Annotated in this window: 14 protein-coding genes, 1 tRNA gene and 2 pseudogenes; 13 read left to right on the top strand and 4 right to left on the bottom strand. The window is 66.1% G+C overall.

Features of this window, described 5'->3' with window-relative positions:
- The 8 genes and pseudogenes from NF876_RS42025 to phoB all read left to right on the top strand — a co-directional run.
- Nucleotides 1-645: pseudogene (locus tag NF876_RS42025) on the top strand (lysylphosphatidylglycerol synthase domain-containing protein); the annotation flags it as partial.
- 58 nt (nt 646-703) lie between these two features.
- Nucleotides 704-1,996: an ATP-binding protein gene (locus tag NF876_RS42020; RefSeq protein ID WP_262273608.1), complete on the top strand. Its 1,293-nt coding sequence runs from the start codon at nt 704-706 to the stop codon at nt 1,994-1,996.
- Nucleotides 1,997-2,259: 263 nt separating this feature from the next.
- Nucleotides 2,260-3,303 carry a phosphate ABC transporter substrate-binding protein PstS gene (pstS, locus tag NF876_RS42015; RefSeq protein WP_262273607.1) on the top strand — a complete coding sequence of 348 codons (1,044 nt, stop codon included), beginning with the start codon at nt 2,260-2,262 and terminating at the stop codon, nt 3,301-3,303.
- A 72-nt stretch (nt 3,304-3,375) separates the two neighbouring features.
- A complete protein-coding gene (gene pstC / locus NF876_RS42010; RefSeq protein WP_373696799.1) occupies nt 3,376-4,311 on the top strand; it encodes a phosphate ABC transporter permease subunit PstC in 936 nt (311 codons plus the stop codon).
- A 10-nt stretch (nt 4,312-4,321) separates the two neighbouring features.
- The gene (pstA, locus tag NF876_RS42005) at nt 4,322-5,218 is read left to right on the top strand and encodes a phosphate ABC transporter permease PstA (RefSeq protein ID WP_262273605.1); all 897 of its coding nucleotides are present in this window, start codon (nt 4,322-4,324) and stop codon (nt 5,216-5,218) included.
- Nucleotides 5,215-6,033, top strand: a complete 819-nt coding sequence (gene pstB / locus NF876_RS42000; RefSeq protein WP_262273604.1) for a phosphate ABC transporter ATP-binding protein PstB — start codon at nt 5,215-5,217, stop codon at nt 6,031-6,033. Before pstA ends, pstB begins: the two co-directional genes overlap by 4 nt.
- A gap of 29 nt (nt 6,034-6,062) precedes the next feature.
- Entirely contained in the window at nt 6,063-6,776 is a 714-nt protein-coding gene (phoU, locus tag NF876_RS41995; protein ID WP_262273603.1) for a phosphate signaling complex protein PhoU, read from the top strand.
- A gap of 3 nt (nt 6,777-6,779) precedes the next feature.
- Nucleotides 6,780-7,496, top strand: coding sequence for a phosphate regulon transcriptional regulator PhoB (gene phoB / locus NF876_RS41990; RefSeq protein WP_262273602.1), 717 nt, complete (start codon nt 6,780-6,782; stop codon nt 7,494-7,496).
- Nucleotides 7,497-7,748: 252 nt separating this feature from the next.
- On the opposite strand, the gene NF876_RS41985 is transcribed toward phoB, so the two are convergent.
- Nucleotides 7,749-8,285, bottom strand: coding sequence for a GcrA family cell cycle regulator (locus NF876_RS41985; RefSeq protein WP_262273601.1), 537 nt, complete (start codon nt 8,283-8,285; stop codon nt 7,749-7,751).
- Nucleotides 8,286-8,668: 383 nt separating this feature from the next.
- Between NF876_RS41985 and NF876_RS41980 the strand changes: the two genes are divergently transcribed.
- Genes NF876_RS41980 through NF876_RS41970 form a run of 3 tightly spaced genes read left to right on the top strand, consistent with a single transcriptional unit; the run spans nt 8,669 to nt 11,786 of the window.
- On the top strand, nt 8,669-9,877 hold the full coding sequence (locus NF876_RS41980; protein WP_262273600.1) for an aspartate aminotransferase family protein: 1,209 nt from the start codon (nt 8,669-8,671) through the stop codon (nt 9,875-9,877).
- Nucleotides 9,874-10,800: an ornithine carbamoyltransferase gene (argF, locus tag NF876_RS41975; protein ID WP_262273599.1), complete on the top strand. Its 927-nt coding sequence runs from the start codon at nt 9,874-9,876 to the stop codon at nt 10,798-10,800. Before NF876_RS41980 ends, argF begins: the two co-directional genes overlap by 4 nt.
- On the top strand, nt 10,797-11,786 hold the full coding sequence (locus NF876_RS41970) for an Hsp33 family molecular chaperone (protein ID WP_262273598.1): 990 nt from the start codon (nt 10,797-10,799) through the stop codon (nt 11,784-11,786). Before argF ends, NF876_RS41970 begins: the two co-directional genes overlap by 4 nt.
- 109 nt (nt 11,787-11,895) lie before the next feature.
- On the opposite strand, the gene argE is transcribed toward NF876_RS41970, so the two are convergent.
- Together argE and apaG are read right to left on the bottom strand one after the other, a co-directional pair.
- Nucleotides 11,896-13,068: an acetylornithine deacetylase gene (gene argE, locus NF876_RS41965; protein ID WP_262273597.1), complete on the bottom strand. Its 1,173-nt coding sequence runs from the start codon at nt 13,066-13,068 to the stop codon at nt 11,896-11,898.
- An 8-nt stretch (nt 13,069-13,076) separates the two neighbouring features.
- Nucleotides 13,077-13,469, bottom strand: coding sequence for a Co2+/Mg2+ efflux facilitator ApaG/CorD (gene apaG / locus NF876_RS41960; RefSeq protein WP_262273596.1), 393 nt, complete (start codon nt 13,467-13,469; stop codon nt 13,077-13,079).
- Nucleotides 13,470-13,675: 206 nt separating this feature from the next.
- Between apaG and NF876_RS41955 the strand changes: the two genes are divergently transcribed.
- Both NF876_RS41955 and NF876_RS41950 read left to right on the top strand, forming a co-directional pair.
- Nucleotides 13,676-14,767 (top strand): 2'-deoxycytidine 5'-triphosphate deaminase, encoded by a 1,092-nt coding sequence (locus NF876_RS41955; RefSeq protein WP_262273595.1) that lies wholly within the window; start codon nt 13,676-13,678, stop codon nt 14,765-14,767.
- 66 nt (nt 14,768-14,833) lie between these two features.
- Nucleotides 14,834-14,908: transfer RNA gene (locus tag NF876_RS41950), tRNA-Gly, on the top strand.
- A gap of 149 nt (nt 14,909-15,057) precedes the next feature.
- Here NF876_RS41950 and NF876_RS41945 read toward each other — a convergent pair.
- Nucleotides 15,058-15,282 (bottom strand): annotated as a pseudogene (locus tag NF876_RS41945) (IS3-like element ISMamg1 family transposase); the annotation flags it as partial.
- Nucleotides 15,283-15,409 lie beyond the last annotated feature (127 nt).

Genomic DNA, 15,409 nt, shown 5'->3' with positions numbered 1-15,409 from the left:
GTGAGCCCGGGGCGGGTGGCGAGCCTCACGGTGATCGCCGGCGTGACCTTCTGGCTCGGCATGGCCCTGGTTCTGGCCTGGAGCCTGATCAGCAAGGCCGACGAGCTGGCGAGCCTCGTCTATACCCACATCTGGATGAACCAGCTGGTGGGCCTCGGCGCGGCGGTCTTCGTCGTCGGGTACATGATCTGGGTCTCGATCAAGCGGCGCGCCGTCAAGATCCAGGGCTGGAAGCTGGAGCTGCCGGGCTTTCGCCTGTCGCTGGCCCAGATCCTGATCGGTGCCGGGGATGTCTGCGCCGGCGCCGGAGTTCTCTTCGTGCTCCTGCCCGGGGGGCACAATCTCAGCTTCGAGACCTTCCTGGCGGTGTATATCTTTGCCGTCATGCTCGGCGTGGCCAGCCATGCGCCGGGCGGCCTCGGGGTCTTCGAGGCCACCATTCTGCTGGCCCTGTCGAACTATCCCCGCGAGCCGGTCCTGGGTGCGCTGCTCCTCTATCGCCTGTGCTATTACCTCGTCCCCTTCGTGATCGCCCTGGCGATCCTGGGCGCCTACGAGATCCGCAACCGCATCCGGTCGGCCCGCCTGGCCTTCAAGCCCGACGAGACCGAGCTCTCCGGCGACGTCGAGCTTGGCGGACGGTGACACCGGGGCGTGCCTCCCTTAAAGAGGACCGACCCCGCCTTCGAGACGTTCCAGCGCGATGACCGATCCCGACGACCTCACGCCGGACGCCCTCCGGCAGAGCGCCACTCCAATCCGGGACGCCGCCCTGCGCGGCGCCGTCGTCGCCTGCTTCGTGCTGGTCGCCGTGGCTTTGGTGCGGGGCCACGGGGACGGGTGGCTTCTGGTCTGGGCCGGCGTGGCCGTCCTGGCGGGCATTCTCGTGGCCGGACCCAAGCGGCCGCTCGGAACGGGCCTCCGCCCACAGGCGAAGGCGTCCCCGCGCTCCAGCGTCGCCGAGGCGGTCCTGGCGCAGATCCCCGATCCGGTCATCCTGGTGGACCAGCGGGCGCTGGTGATCGAGGCGAACCGGGCTGCCTACGACCTCCTGGCAGGCCTCAAGACGGGCCATCCCCTGTCCTTCGCCCTGCGCAGCCCTGACGTGCTCGACGGCATCCAGGACGTGCTGGACAGCGGCGAACCGCTCAAGGTCGAATATTCGGAGCGGATCCCGACGGAGCGGACCTTCGAGGTCCATATCGGTCCCCTGCAGGGCGACGTGCAGGATGCGCAGGTCCAGGCCGGTGTCGTCCTGTTCTTTCGCGATCTCACCTCGGCCCGGCGCCTTGAGGCGATGCGCGCCGATTTCGTCGCCAATGCGAGCCACGAGCTGCGCACCCCCCTGGCCTCGCTTCTCGGGTTCATCGAGACCCTGCAGGGGCCCGCCCGCGAGGACGTGAAGGCCCGGGAGCGCTTCCTCGACATCATGAAGGGTCAGGCCCAGCGCATGAAGCGCCTGATCGACGATCTTCTGTCCCTGTCGCGGATCGAGATGCGCGCGCATCTCTCGCCCACCCAGACGGTCGATCTCGCCACGATTGCCTCTCAGATGGTCGAAACCCTCTCGCCGCTGGCCCAGGAGAGGGGAGTGGTCATCAAGGCCGCGCTGCCGGACCGGCCGGCCCTCGTCCTGGGCGACCGGGACGAGCTTCTGCGCATCGCCGAGAACCTGATCGAGAATGCGGTCAAGTACGGCGAAAGCGGGGGCCGGGTGGAGGTCGAGGTCGTCCGCATCGAAGGCCCCGCCCGGCAGGTCGCCTTCTCGGTCCAGGATCACGGCCCCGGCATCGCCCCGGAGCACCTGCCGCGCCTGACCGAGCGGTTCTACCGGGTCGACGTCGCCCAGAGCCGGGACAAGGGCGGGACAGGCCTCGGCCTCGCCATCGTCAAGCACATCGTCAACCGGCACCGGGGTCAGCTGGCCATCGCCAGCGAGCCCGGGCAGGGCGCCCGCTTCACGGCGACCTTTCCCGAGGCCGGACCGCGCCCCTAGAGCATTTTTCGGTGAAGTGGATCCGGTTCACCGTCAAAAAATGCGGCTCGGCAAAGACAAGAGATGATTCCACGTGAGTGGAAGCAGCTCTAGGGTCCGCCCTGTCGCGATGCTTTTGGCCTCCCCGAGGGATCCTCTGGGGTGTCATCCAATTGTCATCCAACTGTCGTAGAGGAGACATCCGTCGGGCCTAGCTGTCCCATCGCGTGACGCGTCTCATGGCTTCCGAGCGGCCTGTCGCGCTTATGAACAGGAGTCTTACCGTGAAGATTTTGTCCTACGCCATTGCGGCCGGCCTTGCCGTCGCGAGCCTCACGACCACGGCATCTGCGGCCGACATCACGGGCGCAGGCGCGACCTTCCCGTTCCCGGTCTATTCCAAGTGGGCCGAGGCCTACAAGAAGGAGACCGGCAACGGCATGAACTACCAGTCGATCGGCTCCGGCGGCGGCATCAAGCAGATCCAGGCCAAGACGGTCGATTTCGGCGCCACCGATGCCCCGATGAAGGGGGAGGATCTCGAGAAGAACGGCCTTCTCCAGTTCCCGACCGTGATGGGCGCCGTGGTTCCGGTCGTGAACATCCAGGGCGTCCAGGCCGGCCAGATCAAGCTGACGGGCCAGGTTCTGGCCGACATCTTCCACGGCAGGATCGCCAAGTGGAACGATCCCAAGATCGCCCAGCTGAACGCCGGCGTGACTCTCCCCAACGCCAACATCACGCCGGTCTACCGCTCGGATTCCTCGGGCACGACCAGCGTCTTCACCACCTACCTGTCGCAGGTCTCCGACGCCTGGAAGTCCGAGCTCGGCGCCGGCACGACGGTGAACTGGCCGATCGGTCAGGGCGGCAAGGGCAACGAGGGCGTCGCCGCGACGGTCAAGCAGGTTCCGAACTCGATCGGCTACGTCGAGTACGCCTACGCCAAGCAGAACAACATTCCCTACACCCTGCTCCAGAACAAGGCGGGCAAGTATCCGCAGCCTGAGATCAAGTCGTTCCAGGCCGCCGCCGCCAGCGCCAACTGGACGTCGGCTCCCGGCTTCGGCATCTCGCTGACCAACCAGCCGGGCGACGACGCCTGGCCGATCACGAACCCGACCTTCATCCTGGTCTACAAGACCGCGGACAAGCCCGAGCAGGCCGCCGAGGTGCTGAAGTTCTTCGATTGGTCCTTCAAGAACGGCGACAAGCTCGCCTCGGACCTCGACTACGTCCCGCTGCCGGACAACGTCGTCGAGCAGATCCGGTCGACCTGGTCCAAGGACATCAAGACCGGTGCCGGCCAGCCCGTCTACAAGATGTAAGCTGGTCCCCGACCTGTTGATGGAGTAAGGCGGATGGCTGTTCTGTCTGATGAGATCGTCGTGTCGAGCAACATGCAGGCCGGCCGCCGCCGTACTTCACCCTTCTTCGATCAGGGCTTCCGCTGGGCCAGTTACGGCTCCGCCCTGATCGTTCTCGCCGTCCTGGCCGGGATCATCGGCACGATGATCTACGGCGGATGGGCCGCCTTCCGGGAATTCGGCCTCGGGTTCGTCACGTCCAGCATCTGGAACGTGGGCGGGGAGCAGTTCGGCGCCTGGGTGGCCATCACCGGCACCCTGACCTCGGCCCTGATCGCCCTCGTGATCGGCGTGCCGATCTCCATCGGCATCGCGATCTTCCTGACGCAACTCTGCCCGCCGTGGCTCCGGCGCCCGGTCTCCACCGTCATCGAGCTGCTGGCGGCGGTGCCCAGCATCATCTACGGCATGTGGGGCCTCTTCGTCTTCGCGCCGCTCTTCGCCAACTACGTCCAGATTCCCCTGTCGACCATCGTCGAGGGGATGCCGATCCTTGGAACCGTCCTCTACGCACGGGTGCCGTCCGGCGTCGGCATGCTGACGGCGGGCATCATCCTGGCGATCATGATCATTCCCTTCATCGCGTCGATCACGCGCGACATGCTGGACCAGATCCCCAGCATCCTGCGCGAGAGCGCCTACGGGATCGGCTGCACCACCTGGGAGGTGGTGCGCCACGTTCTGCTGCCTCAGGCGGGCGTCAGCATCATCGGGGCCGTCATGCTGGGCCTCGGCCGTGCGCTCGGCGAGACGATGGCGGTGACTTTCGTGATCGGCAACGCGAACCGCCTGTCCCTGTCGCTCTTCGACCCGAGCTCGACGATCGCGTCCCGGATCGCGAACGAGTTCAACGAAGCCTCCGGCATGCATATGAGCGCCCTGCTGGCCCTCGGCTGCATTCTGTTCGTGGTCACTTTCATCGTCCTCGCGCTCGCCCGCCTTCTGATCGCCCGCGTGAAAACCCCTTGAGAGGTGAAGGATGGATACCGCCGTGTATGACCAGGCCCCGACCGTCGCTCACGCTCCCTGGGGCCGCGTGCGCCGCAGCCGCTATCTCGCCGATCGCGTGCTCAAGATCACCTGCACCCTGTTCACCCTGCTGGGGGCCTTCGTCCTCGGCTGGATCCTTCTGATGCTCCTGGTGGAAGGAATCGGCGGCCTCTCGCCCGCGGTCTTCACGCAAACCACTCCTGGTCCCGGAACCGAGGGAGGCGGCATCGCCAATGCGATCGTCGGCAGCCTGGTCCTCACGACACTCGGCATCGTGGTCGCAACCCCCATCGGGGTGCTCGCGGGGACCTATCTGGCCGAATACGGCAAGGGCTCGACGCTCGCGACCGTCATCCGGTTCGTGAACGACATCCTGCTGGCCGCGCCGAGCATCCTCATCGGTCTCTTCGTCTACATCCTGATGGTGCAGCCGATGGGCGGCTACTCGGGATGGGCCGGCGGCGTGGCCCTGGCGATCATCGCCATTCCGGTGATCGTCCGCTCGACGGAGGACATGCTCCGGCTGGTGCCCGGCTCCCTGCGCGAGGCCGGAGCCGCCCTCGGGGCCCCCATGTCCAAGGTGATTGTGGCGATCAGCTGGAAGGCGGCCCGGGCCGGCATGGTGACGGGCGTGATCCTCGCGACCGCGCGCATCGCCGGCGAGACGGCGCCGCTGCTCTTCACCGCCCTCAACAATACCTTCTGGTTCAGCCCGACCCTGATGGGCGGCGTTTCGAACCTGCCGGTCACCATCTATCAGTTCGCCCTGGCGCCCTATGCGAACTGGCGCGAACTCGCCTGGGCCGGCGCCCTCATCATCACCCTGTCGATCCTGGCGCTGTCCGTCGTGGCGCGCCTCCTCCTGAGCAAGGACAAAGCCCGATGAGCACCATCGCCCTCAACACGAGCAGCGCCATCGGCAACGCGGCCGCGGCCGATACCGGGGCGCCGGTGCGCATCGCGGTCAAGAACCTCAACTTCTACTACGGCGATTTCCGCAGCCTGAAGGACATCTCGATCGATTTCTACGACCGCCAGGTCACGGCCCTCATCGGCCCCTCCGGCTGCGGGAAGTCGACCCTGCTGCGAACCTTCAACCGCATCTACAGCCTCTATCCCGAGCAGCACGCCGACGGACAGATCCTGCTCGACGGGCAGAACGTGCTCTCGCCCTCGATCGACGTGAACGAGCTTCGCGCCCGCGTCGGCATGGTGTTCCAGAAGCCGACGCCGTTCCCCATGTCGATCTACGACAACATCGCGTTCGGCATCCGCCTCTACGAGAAGCTGCCGAAATCCGAGCTCGACGGACGCGTCGAGGAGGCCCTGCGCAAGGCGGCGCTCTGGGACGAGGCGAAGGACAAGCTGCGCCAGTCCGGCATGGGCCTGTCGGGCGGCCAGCAGCAGCGCCTGTGCATCGCGCGCACCATCGCCCAGCGACCCGAGGTGATCCTGCTCGACGAGCCGACCTCGGCCCTCGACCCCATCTCCACCGGCAAGATCGAGGAGCTGATCGAGCAGCTGCGCTCCGAATTCACCATCGTGATCGTCACGCACAACATGCAGCAGGCAGCGCGCATCTCGCAGTTCACGGCCTTCATGTATCTGGGCGAGCTCGTGGAGTTCGGGCCCACGACCAGGATGTTCATGAACCCGACCAAGAAGCAGACTCAGGACTACATCACGGGCCGCTTCGGCTGATCGAAGCCCTTCAAGGGAGATTGAATCCAATGGCGGAGCATATCGTCAGCTCCTACGACAACGACCTTCAGGGTCTCCGGCAGCGCATCTCCGAGATGGGCGGCATCGCCGAGAAGATGCTCGTGGAATCCATCGCGGCGCTCGTCCGGCACGACAAGGCGCTGGCCCAGAACGTGGTGATTTCCGACAAGCGTCTCGACGTTCTCCAGCGCGAGGTGGAGGAGAGCGCCATCCTGACCATCGCCCGGCGCCAGCCGCTGGCCGTCGATCTGCGCGAGACGATCTCGGCCATCCGCATCTCCGGGGACGTCGAGCGGATCGGCGACATGGCCAAGAACATCGGCAAGCGGGCCCTGGCGATCGGCGACGACTTCCAGCCGCAGAAGATCGTCGTCGGCCTCCAGCACATGGGCGATCTCGTCCTCGGGCAGCTCAAGGACGTGCTCGACGCCTATGCGCAGAAGGACACGGAGAAGGCCCTCGACGTGTGGAAGCGGGACGGCGCCATCGACGCGCTCTACACGTCCCTGTTCCGCGAGCTCCTGACCTACATGATGGAGGATCCGCGCAACATCTCGTTCTGCACGCATCTCCTGTTCTGCGCCAAGAACATCGAGCGCATCGGCGATCACACCACCAACATCGCCGAGACGGTTCACTACCTGGTGACGGGCGAGACGCTGGCCATCGACCGGCCCAAGAACGACCGCTCCATCGACACGACGGTCGCGACGGGAGTCTGACGCATGGGACCTCGCGTTCTGATCGTCGAGGACGAAGAGCCCTTGATGCTGCTCCTGCGCTACAACCTCGAAGCCGAAGGCTACGAGGTGGACAGCGTATCGCGCGGAGACGAGGCGGAGATCCGCCTGCGGGAGCAGGTGCCCGACATCGTGCTGCTCGACTGGATGCTGCCCGGCCTGTCGGGGATCGAGCTCTGCCGGCGCATCCGCGCCCGGACCGAGACCGAACGCCTGCCGGTGATCATGCTCACGGCGCGCGGCGAGGAGGGCGACCGCATCCGCGGCCTGTCCACGGGCGCCGACGACTACATCGTCAAGCCCTTCTCGGTGCCGGAGCTGCTGGCCCGCGTGCGCGCGCTGTTGCGGCGTGCGAAGCCCGCCCATATCGCCACCCTGCTCAAGGCGGGCGACATCGAGCTCGACCGCGAGACCCACCGCGTGCGCCGCGCCGGCCAGGAGCTGCACTTGGGTCCGACCGAGTTCCGCCTGCTGGAGTTCCTGATGCAGAGCCCGGGGCGTGTCTTCTCCCGCGAGCACCTGCTCAATGCAGTTTGGGGTCACGACGTCTATATCGACGAGCGCACCGTCGACGTGCATGTGGGCCGTCTGCGCAAGGCCATCGGCCTGCCGCGCCGCCCCGATCCGATCCGTACCGTGCGCGGCGCCGGCTATTCCTTCGACGAGACCTTCGCCCGCGAGGAGCAGACCGTGAGCGCCTGACGTCTGAGGCCCTGACCATCCCACGTCATGGCGGGGCTTGGCCGGGCTTGTCCCGGCCATCCCGATCCGGTGAGGCTCTGGGTCTCGAACAATCGGGATCACCGGCACAAGGCCGGTGATGACGGCGAAGAGAGCCTATCCTCGCTCTCGCGTCTTGTTCGAACCCTGGGTCTGCAGGTTCCAGTGACGGCGAAATAAAGAAAAGGCCGCGCTGACGACGTCAGCGCGGCCTTTTCCTTGAAACGGTCGTGCTCAGGCGCGGGCGAGCCGGCGCTCACGCTTGCGGTCGGCCACCGGCTGGTAGGCGATGCGGGCGTGATGGGTGCAATAGGGCAGGCCGGTGATCGAGCGGGCGCCGCAGAAGCGGAACTCGGGCTTCGTCGGGTCGCCCATGGGCCAGCGGCACATGGACTCGCGCAGATCCATGATCGTCACCCGTTCGGACATGGGAATGGCGACCTCGTCCTCGGCGAACACCACGGGTTCCTCGGCCACGGGCTGCAGCGGGATCGGGGCCAGCACCACGTTGTTATTGTGCGGCTGGGGCGGGATCGGCGCCGGCGCGCTCGGGGCGCGGGTCGCCTTGCGGGGACGGGCGGCCGCCGCAGCGACAGGTTTCGCGTCCTTGGCCCGGCCGGACAGGCCGAGGCGGTGAACCTTGCCGATCACCGCGTTGCGGGTCACGTTGCCAAGCTCGGCGGCGATCTGGCTCGCGCTCAAACCATCGGTCCAGAGCTTCTTGAGAAGCTCGACCCGCTCGTCCGTCCAAGTTCCGCCCGCATCCATCATTTTTAAACTTTCCTCCTTCGCGCCAGGCGTCAAGCTCAGAATCCCGGATGCCTCGCGGACAGGTTTTTGTGTCCGACCGCGTTGCGAGGATCGCTCCTGAGGGTGAATGCCGTGGCACGAATGCTGTACTCGACTACCCCGAAGGTACAGGATGGGTGGACTCGGGCGCAAGAGTCCCCGTTAAGGCCCTGTCGTTTTCCCCAAGGAACTCGCCCGGGCCCGTAACCGGCAAAAATTCCTTGTGATGAGTGACTTCATTTCTCTTGAATTGACAGGGTCCCGCACCTCGTTAGAATCCCTTTCCGTGCCGCCCCCGTTGGGGCGGCGCTTTCTTTTTCGGGCCCGGGTGCGACCTTGGGCCTCTCTTCAGGCGGAGACAACCCGTGACATCGCCATTGCTGCCGACTTTTGCCCGCGCCGAGCTTTCCTTCGAGAAGGGAGAGGGCCCCTGGCTCTACGGCCGAGATGGCGAGCGATACCTGGATTTCGGCGCCGGCATCGCGGTGAATGCCCTCGGCCATGCGCATCCGCACCTGGTCAAGGCCCTGTCCGAGCAGGCGGCCAGGATCTGGCACAGCTCCAACCTGTTCCAGATCCCCGAGGGCGAGCGTCTGGCCAAGCGGCTCGTCGACTCCACCTTCGCGGATTACGTGTTCTTCACCAATTCCGGCGCCGAGGCGAACGAGGCCGCGATCAAGATGGCGCGCCGCTATCACTACGTGAACGGGAACGCCGAGCGCTTCCACATCGTGACCTTCGAGGGCGCCTTCCACGGCCGCACCCTCGGCACGATCGCGGCCGGCGGCCAGGCGAAGTATCTGGAGGGCTTCGGCCCCAAGGTGCAGGGCTTCGACCAGGTGCCGCCCGAGGATCTCGAGGCCCTCAAGGCGGTGATCGGCCCGCAGACCGCAGCCCTCATGATCGAGCCGATCCAGGGCGAGGGCGGCGTCAGGACCGTGTCGGCCTCCTTCCTGCGCGAGCTGCGCGCCCTGTGCGACAGCCAGGGCCTGCTCCTGATCTTCGACGAGATCCAGACCGGCGTCGGCCGCACGGGCAAGCTCTTCGCCTACGAGTGGAGCGGCGTGACCCCCGACATCATGACGGTGGCCAAGGGCATCGGCGGCGGTTTCCCGCTGGGCGCGTGCCTCGCCACCGCGGAGGCCGGCAAGGGCCTGACGCTGGGCACTCACGGCACCACCTTCGGGGGCAACCCGCTCGCCATGGCGGTCGGCAACGCCGTGCTCGACGTGATCCTCGAACCCGGCTTCCTCGAGGGAGTCGAGCGGAAGGGCCTGCTGCTCAAGCAGCGCCTCGCCGAGCTGAAGGACCGCCATCCCAGCGTCATCGCCGAGGTGAGGGGCCAGGGCCTGATGATGGGCCTGCGCACCGTCGTGCCCAACACGGATTTCGTCAGCGCCGCCCGCGACCAGAAGCTCATCGTGATCGGGGCCGGGGACAACGTCGTCCGTCTCCTGCCTCCGCTGATCATCACCGAGGCCGATCTCGGAGAGGCCATCAATCGTCTCGATGCCGCCTGCGCGGCCATCGAGCTTAAGCAGAAAGCCGCCGCCCAGCCGGGAGCCGTTCAATGAAGACCCGTCACTTCCTCGATCTCAGCGACTTTTCCGGCGCCGAGATCCGGCACCTCCTCCAGATCGGCCTGGACATCAAGGCCAAGCGCCGGCGGGGCGAGAAGGCCAAGGACCGCCCGCTCGAAGGCAAGGTCCTGGCGATGGTGTTCGACAAGCCGTCCACCCGCACCCGCGTGTCCTTCGACGTGGGCATGCGCGAGCTTGGCGGCGAGACCCTCATGCTCACGGGCAAGGAGATGCAGCTCGGCCGCGGCGAGAGCATCGCCGATACGGCCCGGGTCCTCTCGCGCTACGTGGACGCCATCATGATCCGCACCCTGGACCATGCCATGGTGACGGAGCTGGCCCAGTACGCGTCGATCCCGGTGATCAACGGCCTGACCAAGATGACGCATCCGTGCCAGATCCTGGCCGACATCATGACCTTCGAGGAGCATCGCGGCTCCATCGAAGGCAAGACGGTCGCCTGGACGGGCGATTCCAACAACGTGCTCGCCTCGTGGATCCACGCGGCCGCCCGTCTCGATTTCACCCTGAACATCGCGTCCCCGCCGGAACTTGCTCCCCGTCCCGAGCTTTTGTCCTGGGCGAAACGGGAAGGGGCCAAGATCGGCGTGACCACCGATGCCTTCGAAGCCGCCGGGGGAGCCCATGCGGTCGTCACCGATTGCTGGGTGTCCATGGGCGACGACGACGAGTTCCGCCGCCAGAACCTGCTGAAGCCCTATCAGGTCAACGGCAGGCTCATGGGCGTGGCCGAGAAGGACGCGATCTTCATGCATTGCCTGCCCGCCCATCGCGGCGAGGAGGTGACGGATGAGGTCATGGACGGTCCGCAATCCGTGGTCTTCGACGAGGCCGAGAACCGGCTTCACGCACAAAAAGGCATCCTGGCATGGTGCCTCGGAGCAGCAAGCGCATGAGTTCAGCCCCGCTCGAAGGAAACGATGACGTCGTCCTGCCTTTCGCCGTCGAGCCTCTCGACGTACGCGGGCGCGTGGTGCGTCTCGGGGCCTCCATCGACACGATCCTGGCCCGCCACGGCTATCCCGATCTGGTGGCCCGCGTCATCGGCGAGGCGGCTGCCCTGACGGCCATGCTCGGAGCATCCCTCAAGCTCGAGGGACGCTTCCAGTTGCAGACCAAGACGGACGGCATCATCGACATGGTGGTGGTGGACTTCAACGCCCCGGACCGCCTGCGCGCCACGGCCCGCTTCGACAAGGACAGGCTCGAGGCTCTTGGTGGCGCATCGCCCGGAAGCGGCGAACTCCTTGGCTCCGGCTACCTCGCCATGACCATCGATCAGGGCTCCGAGCGCAGCCGCTATCAGGGTGTCGTCGCGCTCGACGGTCAGGGGTTCGAGGAGGCGGCCCACCAGTATTTCCGCCAGTCCGAGCAGATCCCGACCCAGGTGCGCCTGGCCGTGGCCGAGCAGTTCGAGAACGGCCGCCACACCTATCGCGCCGGCGGGCTGATGATCCAGTTCCTGCCGTCATCCCCGGACCGTCTGCGGCAGGCCGACCTGCATCCCGGAGACATCCCCGAGGGTCATCCGTCGAACGATCTGGCAGCGCCTTCGGAAGACGATGCCTGGCTCGAAGCCAAATCCCTGGTCGGCACGGTCGAGGACCATGAACTGGTCGATCCGACCGTGTCCAGCGAGACGCTGCTCTACCGCCTGTTCCATGAGCGGGGCGTGCGCGTCTTCGAGGGCCAGCACGTGCATGAGGAATGCACCTGCTCGCACGAGCGCATCATGGGCATGATGCGCCGCTTCTCCCCCGAGGACCGCCGCGACATGGTCGGCGACAACGGCCGCATCGGCATCACCTGCGAGTTCTGCTCGCGCTTCTACGATCTCGATCCGGCCGAGGTCGAAGCGGAGATCGCGAAGTCTGAGGCTTGATGTCGTCTTTCGTCATCACCGGCCTTGTGCCGGTGATCCCGATCGGAGAAGCGCCGCACTCTTCAGATCGGAATGGCCGGGACAGGCCCGGCCATGACGTGAGAGCGCCTCAGGAACTGGCGCAGGTCGCCGCAAGCCGCCGCATGAAGGCGAGCCCGGCCTCGAGCTGGTCGAGCGTGATGTACTCGTCCGGCTGGTGCGCCTGATTGATGGAGCCTGGACCGCAGACGACGGTCGCAATGCCCGCAGCCTGGTAATGACCCGCTTCCGTGCCGAAGGGCACGGTCTGGGTGTGGTTCTTGCCCGCAAGGCGCAGGGCCAGGACTTCCGCGGCCGAGCCCGGATCCGGCGCGAGGCCCGGCACGTCGGCATGCAGGATCGTCTCGATCCGCCCGAACTCGCCGAAGCGGTTGAGGCGCTTCAGGGCGACCTCCTCGACGAACCGGTTGAGGCGATCCGGGATCTCCTGCGGGTCGAGGCTCGGCAGCCCGCGGAACTCCCAGTGGAAGGTGCAGGTCTTCGACAGGATGTTGCGCGCCGTTCCCCCCGAGATCGTGCCCACATGCACTGTCGTGTAGGGCGGGTCGAACCGCCCGCTGGCGTCGCCGCGCTCCATCATGTCGTCGCCGATGCGGTTGAGCTCGGCGATCAGTTCGGCCGCCGTCATCACCGCGCTGGCGCCGAGATACGGCTTCGACGAATGGGCCTCGAAGCCGTGCACCGTGGTGGAAAAGGTGACCACGCTCTTGTGCGCGTCCGCCACCTCCAGCATCGTCGGCTCGCCGACGATCACGGCCTTCGGCATGGGGAGGTCATGTCCGAGCCGACGGATCGTATCGACGACGCCGAGGCAGGTCGTCTCCTCGTCGTAGGAGAGCATGATGTGGATCGGCGTCGTGAGACCGGCGGCCTGGAATTCCGGCACCATCGCGAGCGCCAGCGCGTCGAAGGCCTTCATGTCGACCGCACCACGGCCATAGGCGCGCCCGTTCTCGACCCGGAGCGTGAAGGGATCGGACGTCCAGGCTTGGCCCGTGACCGGCACCACGTCGGTGTGGCCCGACAGCACGATCCCGCCCCGGTCCCGCGGGCCGACCGTCGCGTAGATCGCCGCCTTGTCGCCGGTCTCGTTGGGCACGCGCAGATAGGGCACGTTCCAGCTCTGCAGATAGCTTTCGACGAACGCGATCAAGGGCAGGTTCGAATTGGAGCTGACGGTATCGAATGAGACCAGCTTCGCCAGCATCTCGAGCGGCGTCAGCTGTAGACCGTTGGAAGACATCGGGAACCTCAGTGCAGCACGCGCTTGGTGCGGGGGATATCGAGCGAGAAGGCGGGGATTTCGGCCTCGAAGGTTTCACCGGCGGCGGTTTCCATCAGGTAGGTGCCCTGCATGGTGCCGCTCGGCGTCGGCAGAGGGCAGCCGCTTGTATAGCTGAAGCTCTCCCCGGGACCCAGCACAGGCTCCTCGCCGACCACGCCGGCGCCGCGCACCTCCTGGATCTGACCGTGCTCGTCGGTGATCCGCCAGTGGCGGGCGCGGAGCTGAACGCGCTCCAGGCCCGTGTTGATGATCTCGACCGTATAGGCGAAGAAATAGCGGCCCTGCTCAGGAGAGGATTCTTCCGGCATGTAGCGGGGCGTCACCGTCACAGAGATGCCGCGGGTCACGGCTTTGTACATGAGCTTGCCTCACGCCTGTCGCAGAATTCCATGAGGTTCTGGTACGGCGGCCTTCGGGGCCCGTCAATCGACCGGGTGGGAACGGACCCCGCGTTTTCACCGGGATATCCCCAAGGCGCCGAAAGCCATTGAGAATTCTTCAGCAATCCTTACAGATATTGCCAGGCTCAACATTCAATTGAGGGCAGGCCCCTCGGAAGACGGACATGGTTGCGTTGAAGGACGGGATCCAATCGGCTGATGCCATCATGCGCTTGGCCGGGGCAGGGGCCATCAAACCGGAGACACCCTTCGCGTCCGACCAGGTCCAGCCGGCGAGCCTCGATCTCAGGCTCGGGCGCCGGGCCTACCGGGTGCGCGCCAGCTTCCTGCCGGGGCGCAACCATACGGTCCAGGATCGGCTCGACCAGCTGAGCTTTCACGAGATCGACCTGAGCAACGGGGCGATCCTGGAGACCGGGAGCGTCTATATCGCCGAGCTGCAGGAAGAGCTGGCCCTGCCGGAAGACCTCTCGGCCGCCGCGAACCCCAAAAGCTCGACCGGCCGCATCGACGTGTTCACCCGCGTGATCACCGACCGGAGCCAGGAATTCGACACCATCGGGGCCGGCTATCGCGGCCGCCTCTTCGCCGAGATCTCGCCGCGGACCTTCCCCGTCCTGGTCAGGACCGGCACGCGGCTGTCGCAGCTGCGCCTGCGCAAGGGCGACGTGCGCCTGAGCGATGCCGAGCTCCTGGCCGTCCACGAGCGGGAGCGGGTCGTGACCTCGACCGAGCCGTCGATCCAGGACGGGATCGCCGTCAGCGTGGACCTCGCCGGCTTCGGTCGCGACAACCTCGTCGGCTACCGGGCCAAGCGCCATACGGGCCTTGTCGACGTGGACAAGCCCGGCTCCTGCCGCATCGCGGACTTCTGGGAGCCGCTCTATGCCGATTCCAGCCGGACCCTGATCCTGGATCCCGGCCAGTTCTACATCCTGGCCTCCAAGGAAGCGGTGCATGTGCCGCCGGATTACGCCGCCGAGATGGTGCCCTTCGACCCTCTGGTGGGCGAGTTCCGGGTGCATTACGCGGGCTTCTTCGACCCGGGCTTCGGCCACGCCGAAGCGGGAGGGGAGGGAGCCCGCGCGGTGCTCGAGGTCCGATCCCGCGACGTTCCGTTCATTCTGGAGGACGGTCAGATCGTTGGACGGCTCGTCTATGAGCGCATGGCCGAGCGTCCCAAGGTCCTCTACGGCGCAGGCGCCGGGTCGAACTACCAGGCGCAGGGCCTGAAGCTGTCCAAGCATTTCCGCTGATCTTCGCCGGAACTCCGGCCGACCCCCTTGCCGGATCGGCGCAAGGCCGGATATGAATAGGGGAGCGCGGGCGTAGTTCAGAGGTAGAACGTCAGCTTCCCAAGCTGAATGTCGTGGGTTCGATTCCCATCGCCCGCTCCACCTAAACCATTGGTGGATAAGGCTTTCAACGTTCTGCCGCTGATCTCGCGTTCCCTACGTTCCCCATCGCGTTCCCCAAGGTTTGTTCAGGCCCCGTTCTTCGCGATGTGACGTGAGCCCTGAGGATCCTCCGCTCAGAGCTGGAGTCCGCTGGTTGATCGATGCCCGTTGTTGGCGGTCAGAGCAACTGGAAGAGCCACTCCTTCCGATTGCAGTCCACGGGGGGCAATGATGGTATCCAGCTCCCGCGTGACCCGCAGGCCTGAGAGCGAGGGATCGGCCACGAGCCCGAGGCACTCGCGGGTCAAGTCATCAACCCCCGCCAGAACACGACAGCGGCGCCCATCGGCAAAGGCATCGCTGAGGAAATCTAGCACTACTTTGGCAGGCATGAGGAACCCCGCGAGGCCTGTCGACGTCTTCCTTGAAGGATCATCCGCGGGAGGTTGTCATGAGCACCTCAGTGGCGTGGGAGCACGAACTCCAGTCCTGGCTTGAACC

It is taken from the genome of Microvirga yunnanensis (genome assembly GCF_025460875.1).
This window is presented reverse-complemented; position numbering and strand designations above follow the sequence as displayed.